Genomic DNA, 12,986 nt, shown 5'->3' on the forward strand with positions numbered 1-12,986 from the left:
TCAGCGCTTCATTTTCAAAGCGCTTTGGTTGCCCTTACAAATCATCAAGGCCGAAGAGGAGTCAAGAGCTTTCGAAAACTTGCGCACATGCCCGCGTAGAATGCTGCTCTGCGGCGAAATTTCTGCGGCGCAGCAGACAAAATTTCGCTTTGGGGATCAATAACGGGAGTGTTACAGCTATCGGCCGTAACCGGATTGCGGCCGGTTTGAAGCAAACATCAAAGCGCTTTGGGGAGGGGCGTTCCGAAATGGCGGTCAATCTGCGCCAATTGTCAGAACTGCTCGGCCTCTCGCAGACCACGGTCAGCCGGGCGCTGAACGGCTATCCTGAGGTCAATGCGGAGACGCGAAAGCGCGTGCTGGCGGCCGTGCGGGAAACCGGCTACCGGCCGAACCGCGCCGCCCAGCGGCTGGCCACGGGACGTGCGTATTCCATCGGGCTCGTGATGCCGATTGCGCCGGGCATGGATTCCGACATCCATTTCGGCGAGTTCCTGGCCGGTCTTGCCGAGGAGTCCGTGCGCCACGACTTCCACTTCGTCATCAATCCGGCCTCGCCGGCCGACGAGGAAGCGACCTTCCGGCGGCTGGCGGCGAGCGGCAATGTGGACGCGATCTTCATCGCCTATATGCGGGCCGAAGATCCGCGCATCGATATCCTGAAGTCGCTGTCCATTCCCTTCATCGTGCACGGGCGCACGATCGGGGTCGAGCTCGACTATCCCTTCATCGACATCGACAATACCGGCGCCTTCTACGACGCAACGAGGCTTCTGCTGCAGCTCGGGCACCGGGATTTCGCGCTGATCAACGGTCCCGATTACCTGACCTTTGCCATTCGCCGGCGAAAGGGCATGGAACGGGCGCTCGGCGAGGCCGGCATCAGCCTCGATTCCGCCCTGCAGGATCACGTGCCGATGACCGACGAGCATGGCTATCGCAGCATGCAGCGGTTCCTGTCCTCGGCGAACCCGCCGACGGCCGTCCTGTGTTCCAGTACTGTGCTGGCGCTCGGCGCGGTGCGCGCGATCAACCAGGCCGGTTTGGTGCTCGGGCGCGATATCTCGCTGATCGCCCATGACGACGTGCTGCCCATGTTGAAGCCGGAGAACTTCTCGGTGCCGCTGACCACCACGCGCTCATCGCTGCGGGCCGCCGGTGCGCGGGTAGCGCAGCACCTGATCGCCTCGGTCTCGCGTCAGCAGAAGACGCCGATCCAGGAATTGTGGAAGACGGAACTGATTGTGCGCGCCTCGACCGGCGCGGCACCGGGGCGCGGCGGCAAGACAATCCGCAGCGCCTGACAGGCACGGTCGCGGGAGACGCGCGCGCCCTGCCCTGCTCCCTGAAGCGCCGAAGCTCAGAACTTCGGCGGCTTGCGGCCGGCCTTGCGATAGGCGGCGATCACGGTGTTGGCCATCAGCATGGCAATCGTCATCGGACCGACGCCGCCGGGCACCGGTGTGATCACGCCCGCGACCTTCTCGCATTCGGCAAAGGCGACGTCGCCGACGAGGCGGAACTTGCCCTCGCCCTTTACCGGCGCGGGCACGCGGTTGATGCCGACATCGATGACGGTCGCGCCAGATTTCACCCAGTCGGCCTTCACCATCTCGGGACGACCGACCGCCGCGACGAGGATATCGGCATTGCGGCAGACCGCAGCCAGATCCTTCGTGCGGGAGTGGGCCGTGGTGACGGTCGCGTTCGCCGCAAGCAGCAGGGCCGACATGGGCTTGCCGAAGAGGTTGGAGCGGCCGATGACGACGGCGTTCAGGCCTGATAGGTCCTCGCCATGGGTGCGGCGCACGAAGACCATGGCGCCGGCCGGCGTGCAGGAGACGAGACCGCCATCGAGATCCCCGGTCGCGACCTTGCCGGCATTGACGACGTGCAGGCCGTCCACGTCCTTTTCCGGCAATATGGACTGGATGATCGGATCGGATTTCAGGTGCTTCGGCAGCGGGAGCTGCACGAGGATGCCGTGGATCGAAGGATCGGCGTTCAGCGTCTCGACGAGAGCGGCCAGTTCCTCCTGCGTGGTCTCTTCCGGCAGCGTGTGCTGGACGGAGGTGAAGCCGCATTCCTTGGCCATCTTGCTCTTGGCGCCGACATAGGCGTGACTGGCCGGATCATCGCCGACGATGACGACGGCAAGACCCGTCTTGACGCCGGCTTCCGCCTCCAGCGTCGTGGCGGCGGTCTTCACCGCATCCGTGACCGACTTCGCAACCGTCTTGCCATCAATGAGGGTGGCCATGGCATTTCTCCCCGTTCAGGTCTCGACCCGCGGCCACACTCTCACCGGGCATGGCCGGCAGGATGGCCTTTCTGCGCCCTATGCTGTCCAGCGCGAGCAAATGCAAGCGCGAACCGCATGACGATGAAAATGAGGGTTAAATCGGGATGCCGGAGCGTGGCGCGCCGTTCGATCCGACATCATCGGATCGGCACCCCAAGCTCTTCTGTTTGAAGCAGAATCCTGTCGATCCTCGTGTCGAGCCGATCGGATGATGTGCTAGCCGCGGCCGCCTGCCTTGCGTCTGACGAAGGCCTCGACACGGTGGCGCAGGGCCCGCATGCCATCTTCCACGCCATCCAGCGGCTCGTTCTGGCGCGCGCCCGGGCGGTAGGCCGCGTCTTCGCGCAGACGCTCGGCCTCCACGATGCGGCGGGCCGCCATCAGTGCCTCGACGGCATCCTGCGATGCCACGGCCTGCGGGGCGGGCCGATCGAAGCGGCGGGTATCGGCGCGATAGGGATCGCGGGGGTCATCCTGCCAGTCCCTTGCATAGGGGTCACGGGAGTGGAGATCGCGCTGATGGGCATCGCGGGGATCGCGGTCGCGCCCGTCGTGGTTACGCCAGTGCGTTGCCTCGTCCTCCCGGTGAAGGTCATCGCGATACGGGGCGGTCGTGCGGCGATGCGACGGGATGCGCTCTTCGCGCGTTTCCGGCGGAGCGGACTGCCGGGCGTAGGCGTCACGCGGATGGTAGGGCTCGCGCTCTGCCCGGTCGCGGGGTGTCGGATCACGATGGCGGGCGCGATCCGGCGCGGCGCGCCTTTCGGAGCGTCGGCCACCGGGCGTGGCGGGGTCGAAGAGTGGGCGGATGGACCGGACGACACCCAGCAGGATGCCGATTCCGATGCCGAGGAACAGGCCGCCGATGACGCCGGCGATGGCGATCAGCTTGCGCGAGGGACCGACCGGCTGCAGCGGCGGCTCGGCCTTGGAGATGACGCGGATATTGCGGTCGGAAAGCTTCTGTTCCTCGCTCGTCTCGCGCGCACGCTTCAGGAAGCTTTCGTAGATGGCCCGGGTGGCGCTGGCAGTGCGTTCCAGCTCGCGCAGTTCGACATAGGACGAGGACGCCGTGATCTGGCGGTTCTTCTGGGTGTTGAGCTGGTTGACGAGGTCGCGTTCGGCCTGTTCGGCACGGGCCAGTTCGGCGCGAGCATTGGCGGCGATGCGGTTCAGTTCGTTGGCGATCTCGTTGCGCGCCGTCTCGACCGATTGCGCGGCGGCCAGACGCTGCGGGTGGCGGGGACCGAGATTGGCCTCGAGCGCGCCAAGGCTCGTCTTTGCGCTCGCATATTGCTTGCGCAACTCGGTCAGCGTCAGGGAGTTGACCTCTTCGGGGAAGTTGCCGCCGATGACCGCGCTCGGGCTCACGCGGCTCGCGACCTCGACCTTGGCCTTGGCATCGGCAATGCGGCTTCTGGCGGCCGACACCTGGTCATTCAGCGAAAAGAGCTCCTTTTCCGAGATCAGCTGGCCATTGGCGCCGACGATGTCGTTCGTGGCCTTGAAGTCCTCGACGGCATTCTCGGCCGTGTCGAGCTCCTTGCGCAGTTCCTCCAGCCGCGCATCGAGCGCTTCGGTGGTGCGGCGGTAGAAAGCGGACTGGGCGGACTGTTCCTCCGCCAGGAAGGTATCGACCAGCCGGTTGGCAATCAGCGCCGACTTGGCGGGATCGCGGCTGGCCACATCCACGGTGATGATGAAGGTCTTCGGATCGCGGCCGACGGCGATGGCTTTGGCGAGCGCATCGAGGCTGCGGTTGGCAACCGCGCTGCTGGAGGGCGCCGGGGCAGACGACTGGCCCGTCAGCTTGCCAAGGAGACCGCTGCCCGTTGCGCCGAACTCCGGGTCGCGTTCGAGACCGAGATCGGTGACGACCTTTTCCAGCACGCCGCGCGAGCGCAGCACCTCAAGCTGGCTGTCCACGAGGGCCAGAATGCCCTCAGTCGCCAGGCTCTGCTTGGAGAGGTCGGAATCGGTCAGGCGCACCTCGCGCGGATCGACATAGAGCTTGCTCGTCGCGACGTATTTGTTCGGGGTCGCGACGGCGAGCATGACGCCACCGATCGCGCCGAGCAACGTGGTGGCGAGGATGACATAGCGCAGTTTCCAGACGGAGGAGATGACGACCCGCAAATCGACCAGCGGGCGGTCGGCGCTCGCAGCGGGCGCTTCGACCGTGGGCGTCTCGTCCGACAGCGGCGATGACTGGCGGTGCTCCGTGGCGGCCTGGGTCGCGCGGCGCTCCATAGTGGCCTGGATCGCGCGACGCTCCGGCATGACCGGGCGGCGTTCGGCTTCGGCTGCCCGCTCATCCTCTCGATCCTGGCTGGAGAACCGTGCGGACAGGCGGCCGAACCAGGAGGGCTTGCGGCCAGCGGCCCCTTCATCGGCATAGGCGTCTTCGTTGCGGCTTTCCGCCCGCCAGTCGTCGCGCTGCTCCTCGGCATAGCGGGTCTGGCGCTCGCGGGTGGCGCGGGTGGTGAGCGGCGGCAAGCGGTGATCGTCCCAACCCTCTTGCCGTTCACGGCCATAGGCGGCTCGCTGAGGCGCTGGCTCTTCGACAGGATCGGGGCGGCTTCGCGGCGCATAGGACCCGACGTCAAGACGGGGCGTGCGCTTCGGACGCAGGGCGGCATCGAGCAGGGATGGCGCAGGCGCGTCTGCGGACACGCCTGCGGCCTCCACGCTGTCCAGCAGCGAACCGCGCGCCGGCTTCGTCCTGTTCGGTGGCAGTTCTCTCATTCACGCACCTGTGCCGCCGGCATTCCCGGCCATTCGTTTACGCACTGTAGATTTTTATGGAAAACAAACCGTTAACCGCAGCTTTCCGACACGGCTTTTCCCATGCGGATGGCGCGTGGCGCCAAACGCGACGTTAAGCATTTGCGGATAGAACGTCGCAATCTTGCCAAGCGATTGATGATGCTGTCCTTCCTGACCACGGCCTACGAGCGCAACCGGAGCGTTATCCGGGCATACATCTCCATGACGGGCGGCTCTGCTGGCCGGCTGGTGCTGTCGCTTGTCTACTTTATTTCGGTGGCCAACACGCTTCCGATCGACCAGTTCGGCCTTTTCGCGACGGCATCGGCAGCCGGCATCATTCTGTCCCGCGGGCTTGCCTTCGGCTTCATGTCGCCGCTCTACCGGGTCGCGACCGTCAAGCCGCATCTCATCGGCACCTACAGTCTCGGTTTTCTGGCAGGGGCGGCCGTATCGCTGCCGCTGCTCGTGCCGTTCGGCGCCCTGATCTACTGGCTGACTTTTTCGGGTGATATGTCGCCCACCGTCTTCGTCACCTTCATGCTGTCGGAAGTGATCTTCTGGCGCGGCTTCGAAACGGTCGTGATCGTGCTGAACGGCACCGGACGGTTCGGGGCCGGCGCATGGCTCGTCATCATCGGCACGGGGCTGCGCACGCTGGCAGCGCTTGCCTTCAGCCTCTCGGCCACCCACGATCTCGCCGGCTGGTCGCTGCATTATCTCGCGGCCAATATCGCCAGCCTCGCCGTAGGGCTCATCGCCTTTTACCCGCGCGTGCGGCTGCGCTGGCGGCCCGAACTCTATCTGAGGCGCTGGAAGGACTCCGTCACTGTCGCGGGCGCCGAGGTTCTGTTCTACGTGCAGTCGGAATTCGACAAGATCGTCGTGCTGGCGATCGGCGGACCGGCGGTATCGGGGCTCTACGCCATCCTCATGCGGCTTGCCGACCTCACGGCCCTGCCCGTGCGCTCGTTCAACACGCTGCTGGTCCAGCGCATCATGCGCGCGCCGCAGACGATCGCCAGCTGGCGTACGCGGCTGTTGATCGAGGCGGGCGTCTTCGGCGTATCGCTGGCGGCCATTGCCTCCATGGCGATCTATCTGCACATCTTCCCGGCCGGGCTCGGCCGCAACGTGGCAGAAGCCTCGCCCTATGTGGCGCTGATCCTGCTCGTACCGGCCTTCCGCAATCTGGTGGAGTACCAGTCGGAGCTGCTTTATGCGACCGGCCGGACGGCGCGGCGCATGGTCAATCTCGTCTTTGCCGGCGGCGCAAAGATCGGGCTGTTGGCGCTTCTTCTGTCCGCCAGCAGCGATGTCGCGACCTGGGCGCCGGCGTTGAACGGTCTTTATGGCGCGGTCTACGCACTCTCCTTCCTGCTGACCTATGAAGCGCTGAGGCGGCCTGTTCGCCGGGTCATCTGACACGCTCGGACAGCGTCCAGCCTGCCTCAAGCCTCCGGCCAATCAGGCCGCCTCGCGGACCACCGCGTCGATTGCACCCAGATCATGGTCGATGAAGGACTGGATGCCGACGGCATACTGGTCGGGCGCGAGATCGGCCATGAAGAGACGCAGCCCTTCCGGCCCCTTCGGATAGTCGCCGGCTTCCCACAGCACGTGGCAAAGCGGGCGATCATTGCGCGCATGGCCCTTCCCGCCCAGCACCTCATCCACGAACCGGCCATAGATGATGCATTCGGAATAGGCGCGGCTGGCGGTGATGGCCCGCACCCAGTGCCGTCCGCTGCGTTGCTCGACGTAATCGAGCAGAGCGCGGCTCGTATCGGTGCGCCAGGCGATCATGGTGTTGACGTAGTCGTGGGCAGGCAGGCGGTGGGGGCCGATGCCGAAGAGGCGGTCGGTGTGGGCAAGCCATGCCAGATGGTTGGAGCGGGCCGAGGCCGTGATGGCATTGTCCTTGCGATAGAAGCGCAGGTCGCCATCCTGCCAGAGCGTGGCAGGATCGAAGGGGCGGAGGAGCACGACATCGGAATCGAGCGCCAGCATGGCCGGTTCCTCGATGATCCGGGCAAGGCCGAGACGGCGCAGCTGCTGGACGTGCCAGCCGCGCAGGGGCAGCGAAAACGGTGTCAGCCACATCTTCCGCCCGCCGCCGGAGAAGGGATCGGTGACGGCCTGCACCCAGAAGGGCAGGATCTCGCGCTCATCGATGACACGACGGCGCGGTCCTTCCAGTTCGCGAAAGAGGGCGACATCGAAGGAGGCGACGAGGAGGTAATGCACCCAGTCGCCCTGCATGTGGCGATCCATGCTGGCGCACAGCATGCGGCAGCGCTCGAAATCACGAGAGTAAGACGCCGTGACGATGGCGGTTCGCATCGGGTTCATGCGGTCGTTTCCGGTTGTACGGGCCGCCGATGGCGGGCGAGGAGATGGGCGCCGGCTTCACCGACGCAGATTGGCTTCCGGCAGGCGGCCGGGTTCACCGCCCAGCAGAGAATGCCTCAGGGCGTTGAGCAGGAAAAGGGGGTTGCCCAGAAGATAACGCCGCCACAGACGGCTAGGCTCCTGCACGAGACGGTAAAGCCATTCGAGCCGCAGGCGACGCACCATGGCCGGCGCGCGCGGGAAGGCACCGCCGACGAAATCGAACAGTGCGCCAACCGTCATGACGAGACGCGCATGACCCGGACCGACATAGGTATCGACCCATTTTTCCTGCTTCGGGCTGCCCATGGCGATCAGCAGGAGATCGGGGCGGACGTCGCGAACCTTCGCCATGACCGCATCGGATTCCTCCTCGGCGAAAAAGCCGTCGGAAACCGGGATGAACTCATGCCACGGCGCGTGTTGACGGAAGGCTTCTGCGGCGCGGGCCAGCACCTCTGGGCGGGCGCCGATCATGGCGACCTTCAGCGGGCGCGACACATAGGTCAGAAGCGCCGGCACGAAATCCGTGCCGTTCAGATTGGCCGGGAACATGGATCCGTAACGCATCCAGCTGGCGATATCGACGCCATAGCCATCCGGAAACACCAGCTGACGCTCGAGAATGACCCGGTAGTCGGGGTTCTTCATCATCAGGTTGGCGTTGTTGGCATTCAGGAACGAGACGACTGTCTGGCCAATCGGCATGGACAGGAGTTCATCGGCAAAGGCCAGAGCATCGGCCCAGCCGAGATCGCAGACATTGAGACCGAGGATCTCGCGCTGCGAGGCGGTGATGGAGGTGGTGGGCGGGATCTTCATGATCACTGTCCTCCGAAGGGTGCGGGGGTGGCGAAGGAAACACCGGACGCAGAGGCGGCCGGAGAGGTGGAAAGCTGCAAGGCGGCGGCGCGCCGGTCGGCCGGTTGACCGAGATGGGCAAGGCCATCGCCGAGGACGGCCTGGAGGCGTGCCTTCTGGGCCGAATGGAAGTGGCGGCCCGCCTCAGCATCGGCGCTGAGATCCGTGCCGGCGAGGACGGACAGAATGGCGGCTGCGAAAGCCTCCGGCGTGTCGGCCAGCCGGCAGAAGGACGGAAGCGCATCGATGCCCCGCACGGACGCCGGTGTCGCGACGCAGGGCAGGCCCCGTTCGAAGGTCTCGATCGTCTTCAGCTGCACGCCGCTGCCGGCGCGCGCGATGAGCGGCACGAGACGGACGGAGGCCAGGAATTCGCCGGCATCGGCCACACGGCCGACGAAGGAGAGGCCCGGATGGGTCGAGACCGGCGGCACGGCGATCTGGCCGGCGACGGCGATGGTCAGGTGGGGCGGAAGCAGCGGCACGACAGCGTTGACGAACCAGTCGAGGCCGATGCGGTTGGCCTCCCAGCTCCAGGTGCCGATGAGGCCGAGATCGTAGCGCGATGCGACCTGCGGCAGGGCGTCAGGCGCGTCCCAGCGGGTCACGAGCGGCAGGCAGGAAGATTTCGCCGCCACGGCCGGGCCGAAACCGAAGCGATCTTCCTCACTGAAGGTGAAGACCCAGTCCGCTTGCGCCGTCAGGCGGGTCTCGATCCCGGCCAGCAGGCGGGCCTCGCGGGAAAAGAGAAGGCGGGAGACAAGACCACGGGCGCGCGCTGCGTTTTCCCGCGCCGTGCCGGCCTCGACATTGTGGGCGACATAAACGGTCGGATAGGTCTGGAAGTGGTCGATGAAGGCGCCCGGAAGCTGGACGGAGTTCAGTACGAGGCCATCGATCGGGTCGAGCGATGCCAGCTCATCCTTCAGCGTGGCCTCGCTGACGGCGCGCATCTTGGCGACACTGATCGGCAGGCCGGCGGCGATTGCGGTCAGGAACCAGCGGGCCTTGCGGGCGCGGCCGACCTTGGCATTGGTGACATCCATGCGGCCGAGCAGGTGCAGGTCCGCCGTTGCCAGCGGCCGGTCGGCGGCTTCGGCAAAGCCCAGCACGCTGACGCGGTGGCCGAGCGCGACCAGACCCTCGAAGACGGCCCGGTTTGCGATGGCGAAACCGGAGACCGGATTTTGGACCGGAACCAGCGATGTGACGAAGACCAGATGCATGGGTTGCCTGCATTCGAGTGCGATTGCAGGGACCCTATCAGGACGCGATTGAGGTCACTTTAAGCTATTCATTCAAAAGCGTTTTCATCGATTCAGCATCTGTTTAGGAAGATCTGGTCTAGTAGGGTTAACAGGGTCTCATCGGAACAGGGAAAAGTTTACGTGAACGGCGAGCCAGTCACCGTCTATTTTCGCTGCGAGACCGTGCGTCCGGAGGCGATCCGCGTGGTCGTGACCGTGCCGACCTTTCGACGGCCGGAACATCTGATCAAGACACTGAAGACGCTGGTGTCGCAGACAAGCCCCCTGCCCTTTTCGGTGATCGTCATCGAAAATGATGCCGAAGGGCAGGCCGGCGCGGCGGCAGCGCGCGATTTCTTCTCGCACCACGAGGTGGACGGCCTCGTCGTCGTCACCCATCGTCGCGGCAACTGCCACGCCTATAATGGCGGCTGGCAGGCCGCGCTCGAAACCTATCCGGACCTCCAGGCGATCGCCGTCATCGATGACGACGAAGTGGCGGCCCCGGACTGGCTGTCGCGTCTTCTTTCGGTACAGGCCGATACCGGAGCAGACCTCGTCGGCGGACCGCAACTGCCGGTCTTCGAGGCGGGAACCGACCCGATCTGGAAGCGCCATCCGGTCTTCGTGCCTCATTATGACACGACGGGCCCGGTGCCGATCCTCTATTCCTCCGGCAATGTGCTGATCACGCGGCGTGTTCTCGACGCCATGCCGCGGCCGTTTCTCGATCCGGTCTTCAACTTCACGGGCGGCGGCGACAGCGACTTCTACCGGCGCGCCAAGCTGAAGGGTTTTCGCTTCGGCTGGGCCAACGAGGCCTGGGTTGCAGAGACGGTTCCGGCCCGGCGGACCGAGCGGTCCTGGGTCAATGCCCGCAGCCTGCGGACCGGCGCACTGTCGGCCGTCCTCGAGCATCGCGGCGATCCGAGCCCGAAGGGACGCATCAAGACGGTTCTCAAGTCGCTGGCGCTGCTGGGCTTGTCCCCCATCCGCGGCTTCAAGCTGTGGCGGCGGACGGGGCTTGCGCATGCCGGCCTCTTCCACGCCCAGGTCGCCATCGGGCGCCTGATGGCCGAGGCCGGCCTGATCAACGAGCAGTATCGCAATCCCGAAAAGAACTGAACGACACAACGCAGAACGCCGCCCGGGGGCGGCGCAGTCAGGAGAAAGCAAAGTGGCTGCCGTCAGTGGCCGCTGCTGGCTTCCTTGGTCGGCGGCTTGTCCTGCGCCGTCTCGCCGTTCTTGTCGACGACGGTGACCGGCTTGGGCTCCCGGTTCTCGTCCTTCTTGGTGGCGAGGCGGTCGACATCACCCTTGGAGAGATATTCGAGCTGTTCGACATAGACTTCGAGGATCAGCTCCTCGCCGAGCTCCTTGTTCACTCCGTCCTTGATGGCCGATTTGAAGGTGGCCAGCTCGAAGTTGCGGGTGTTGGGAATGTCGATCATCTTCGCGCCGACAAGGATGTCGTATAGCGTGCTGGTCAGTGTCTCCTTGAGCGGCGTCTTGATCTCCTTCAGCTTCTCCTTGTCGGCATTGAAGGAGAGCTTGTTGATGAAGTAGCCCTTGATGGCGCCATCGGCGATCATCGGAATGGTGATGAGTTCACCGGGGACGTATTCGGCCTCGACCTTGGGCTTGCCATCGTCCGGCGTCGTCGGCGCGGAAGCATACTGGACCGAAAAATAGACGGTGCCGAGCGTGACTGCGCAGACCCAGACGCCGACGAGGATGATCTTGATCATCGGGCCTCGCTGTAGCGGAACTGTTCCTGCGTGTAGATGCCGTCAGCCTCGGCATCGTGCAGCGCGGTCTTGAGGATGTCGACGACGGAGCGGACGGCTTCCATGTGCGCCTCGATGCGGAGCGCGTTTTCCTCCAGCTTGCGCTGGATGGAGCGGGTGCGATCCTCGAAGCTCTTCGGCAGATCCGCGGCCTCCGTCTGCCTGTTCAATAGCGACAGTTCATAGAGACAACGGCTCTTGTGGGCGTTGGACGTCTTGATGTCGAAGGTCGGATCGACGCCGATGCGGCTCGTCTCGTTGTCCAGGATCATTTCCAGACGACCCAGAACATTGCGGATCCGCATGTCACTCGAAACGTCAACATCCATCTTATGGCTCCCATGATGCGGTCAGGGCTGCGGCATCACGCTCTCAGGGCGCGCCCGATGCGGCAGCGAGTTCAAGAAGGCGTCGATCATCCGGCCGGTCATGCCGACGGCCGGAGACGATCTCAGGCCGTGGTATCGGTGACGCCGGGCAGAACGCCTGCCACGGCCTTGCGCTGGTGTTCCTGCACGATGCTGGTGGCGATATTGACGCTGCTGACATCGTTCGACGCATTGACGAGGCCGTTATCGCCGTCGGGCGAGACAATGCCCTCCTTGCGCATCAGGCTGGCGGCGATGCCGATGCCGCCGGACTTGGACACGACGTCGCCGATCTGCTCGGCCATCATCGACTTCCACATGTCGCCGGCCAGGCCCTGGCCGTAGACGTTCTCATCTTCGGACGGCATCATCGACTTCACGAAATTCTGGAGAACCATCGCCTCGAACTTGCGATAGGTGGCCGGCACCTTATCGGTGCTGCCGCTTTCCGTCGCATGGGCGCGGGTGGCACCGGCGCTGTCGCGGTTGAGGATGGAGACGGCATTGGCAAAGCCGTTGCCGCTGTCGGCGAGGCTGGTCGCTTCGAAAGAGGCGCGGTTGGCCTTGAGTTTCGCCTGCGCCTGCTCGATCCCGGCCGGATCGGCGGCCCGCAGCACATCCATGACAATGTCGCTCGGGGGATTGATGGCCATCGTGTCTCGTCTCCTTGGCGTATCGTCGGACAGCCGCACGCGTTCCCGCAGAACCCCAGGATCGGGGAGCAGCGTTCGCGGGCTGTCCATGCGCCCACCGTCAGCCGGTCATCGCCGACGGCTCATCTTGATGGAAATTCGGTCGCGACATCATGCCGGCCGCCTTGGGAAAGACTATTGCTCGCCAAGCTTACCGGAAGCTGGCGCAGCGCTCAGCACGAACTGATCGACGAGATCGTAGATCGTGTTGTCCGCCTCCTCGCGCTCCTCGGCCATGCGCGCCTCGCGCATGTTATCCTCCAGACGGTCACCCTTGGCGCGTTCGCGCAGCACGCGGGTCTCGTGGGCCTGCTGGATATTGGCGAGCATCTGGTCCTTCTGGGCCAGGCGGCCGAGCTGGACGGCGTACTGGCTGGAAAACAGGCGATGCATGGGATGGGCCGACCCCATGGCGTCGGCGACCACGTCGATCGTCTCGGCCACTTCCAGACGGCTGCGGGCGGTGTCGGCGAGGTCGATCTCGGCCATCTGCTCGAGATGTCGCTGGACGGCGACGAGGCGCTTGAGCTTGTCGGATCGTTTCGTCGGCATCGTCGCCTCGCTTGTCGTTT

At 65.0% G+C, this 12,986-nt stretch carries 12 protein-coding genes; 3 read left to right on the top strand and 9 right to left on the bottom strand.

The features are described 5' to 3' along the window. The first annotated feature begins 248 nt into the window (after positions 1 to 248). On the top strand, positions 249 to 1,304 hold the full coding sequence (locus ACED18_RS16015; protein WP_377294020.1) for a substrate-binding domain-containing protein: 1,056 nt from the start codon (positions 249 to 251) through the stop codon (positions 1,302 to 1,304). 56 nt (positions 1,305 to 1,360) lie between these two features. On the opposite strand, the gene folD is transcribed toward ACED18_RS16015, so the two are convergent. Together folD and ACED18_RS16025 are read right to left on the bottom strand one after the other, a co-directional pair. Beyond that, positions 1,361 to 2,260: a bifunctional methylenetetrahydrofolate dehydrogenase/methenyltetrahydrofolate cyclohydrolase FolD gene (folD, locus tag ACED18_RS16020; RefSeq protein ID WP_377294022.1), complete on the bottom strand. Its 900-nt coding sequence runs from the start codon at positions 2,258 to 2,260 to the stop codon at positions 1,361 to 1,363. A 258-nt stretch (positions 2,261 to 2,518) separates the two neighbouring features. Continuing rightward, on the bottom strand, positions 2,519 to 5,047 hold the full coding sequence (locus tag ACED18_RS16025; RefSeq protein ID WP_377294024.1) for a Wzz/FepE/Etk N-terminal domain-containing protein: 2,529 nt from the start codon (positions 5,045 to 5,047) through the stop codon (positions 2,519 to 2,521). A 177-nt stretch (positions 5,048 to 5,224) separates the two neighbouring features. Between ACED18_RS16025 and ACED18_RS16030 the strand changes: the two genes are divergently transcribed. Next, positions 5,225 to 6,493: a lipopolysaccharide biosynthesis protein gene (locus ACED18_RS16030; protein WP_377294026.1), complete on the top strand. Its 1,269-nt coding sequence runs from the start codon at positions 5,225 to 5,227 to the stop codon at positions 6,491 to 6,493. A gap of 42 nt (positions 6,494 to 6,535) precedes the next feature. Here ACED18_RS16030 and ACED18_RS16035 read toward each other — a convergent pair whose 3' ends face one another. Genes ACED18_RS16035 through ACED18_RS16045 form a run of 3 tightly spaced genes read right to left on the bottom strand, consistent with a single transcriptional unit; the run spans position 6,536 to position 9,546 of the window. Further along, positions 6,536 to 7,420: a DUF6492 family protein gene (locus ACED18_RS16035; RefSeq protein WP_377294028.1), complete on the bottom strand. Its 885-nt coding sequence runs from the start codon at positions 7,418 to 7,420 to the stop codon at positions 6,536 to 6,538. A 57-nt stretch (positions 7,421 to 7,477) separates the two neighbouring features. Next, positions 7,478 to 8,281, bottom strand: a complete 804-nt coding sequence (locus ACED18_RS16040) for a WecB/TagA/CpsF family glycosyltransferase (protein WP_377294030.1) — start codon at positions 8,279 to 8,281, stop codon at positions 7,478 to 7,480. 2 nt (positions 8,282 to 8,283) lie between these two features. After that, positions 8,284 to 9,546 (bottom strand): glycosyltransferase, encoded by a 1,263-nt coding sequence (locus tag ACED18_RS16045; RefSeq protein WP_377294032.1) that lies wholly within the window; start codon positions 9,544 to 9,546, stop codon positions 8,284 to 8,286. A 162-nt stretch (positions 9,547 to 9,708) separates the two neighbouring features. On the opposite strand from ACED18_RS16045, the gene ACED18_RS16050 reads away from it, so the two are divergent. Further along, entirely contained in the window at positions 9,709 to 10,692 is a 984-nt protein-coding gene (locus ACED18_RS16050; protein WP_377294034.1) for a glycosyltransferase family 2 protein, read from the top strand. Positions 10,693 to 10,754: 62 nt separating this feature from the next. Here the strand turns inward: ACED18_RS16050 and ACED18_RS16055 are convergent, their stop codons facing one another. The 4 genes from ACED18_RS16055 to ACED18_RS16070 all read right to left on the bottom strand — a co-directional run bounded on the left by ACED18_RS16055 (position 10,755) and on the right by ACED18_RS16070 (position 12,966). After that, positions 10,755 to 11,315, bottom strand: coding sequence for a hypothetical protein (locus tag ACED18_RS16055; protein WP_377294036.1), 561 nt, complete (start codon positions 11,313 to 11,315; stop codon positions 10,755 to 10,757). Further along, entirely contained in the window at positions 11,312 to 11,683 is a 372-nt protein-coding gene (locus ACED18_RS16060; RefSeq protein ID WP_377294038.1) for a hypothetical protein, read from the bottom strand. The genes ACED18_RS16055 and ACED18_RS16060 overlap by 4 nt, the downstream gene beginning before the upstream one ends. Before the next feature lie 122 nt (positions 11,684 to 11,805). After that, positions 11,806 to 12,375, bottom strand: a complete 570-nt coding sequence (locus tag ACED18_RS16065) for a rod-binding protein (protein ID WP_377294040.1) — start codon at positions 12,373 to 12,375, stop codon at positions 11,806 to 11,808. A gap of 174 nt (positions 12,376 to 12,549) precedes the next feature. Next, entirely contained in the window at positions 12,550 to 12,966 is a 417-nt protein-coding gene (locus ACED18_RS16070) for a hypothetical protein (RefSeq protein ID WP_377294042.1), read from the bottom strand. Between the last annotated feature and the right edge of the window lie 20 nt (positions 12,967 to 12,986).

Source organism: Rhizobium sp. SG2393 (assembly GCF_042610495.1).
Taxonomy (GTDB): Bacteria; Pseudomonadota; Alphaproteobacteria; order Rhizobiales; family Rhizobiaceae; genus RU20A.

Bases quoted from the DNA above. Each gene is read 5' to 3' on its own strand.
- ACED18_RS16065 (WP_377294040.1), bottom strand. From the start codon at position 12,375: ATGGCCATCAATCCCCCGAGCGACATTGTCATGGATGTGCTGCGGGCC.
- ACED18_RS16015 (WP_377294020.1), top strand. From the start codon at position 249: ATGGCGGTCAATCTGCGCCAATTGTCAGAACTGCTCGGCCTCTCGCAG.
- ACED18_RS16025 (WP_377294024.1), bottom strand. From the start codon at position 5,047: ATGAGAGAACTGCCACCGAACAGGACGAAGCCGGCGCGCGGTTCGCTG.
- ACED18_RS16045 (WP_377294032.1), bottom strand. From the start codon at position 9,546: ATGCATCTGGTCTTCGTCACATCGCTGGTTCCGGTCCAAAATCCGGTC.
- ACED18_RS16040 (WP_377294030.1), bottom strand. From the start codon at position 8,281: ATGAAGATCCCGCCCACCACCTCCATCACCGCCTCGCAGCGCGAGATC.
- folD (WP_377294022.1), bottom strand. From the start codon at position 2,260: ATGGCCACCCTCATTGATGGCAAGACGGTTGCGAAGTCGGTCACGGAT.
- ACED18_RS16030 (WP_377294026.1), top strand. From the start codon at position 5,225: ATGATGCTGTCCTTCCTGACCACGGCCTACGAGCGCAACCGGAGCGTT.
- ACED18_RS16060 (WP_377294038.1), bottom strand. From the start codon at position 11,683: ATGGATGTTGACGTTTCGAGTGACATGCGGATCCGCAATGTTCTGGGT.
- ACED18_RS16070 (WP_377294042.1), bottom strand. From the start codon at position 12,966: ATGCCGACGAAACGATCCGACAAGCTCAAGCGCCTCGTCGCCGTCCAG.
- ACED18_RS16035 (WP_377294028.1), bottom strand. From the start codon at position 7,420: ATGAACCCGATGCGAACCGCCATCGTCACGGCGTCTTACTCTCGTGAT.
- ACED18_RS16055 (WP_377294036.1), bottom strand. From the start codon at position 11,315: ATGATCAAGATCATCCTCGTCGGCGTCTGGGTCTGCGCAGTCACGCTC.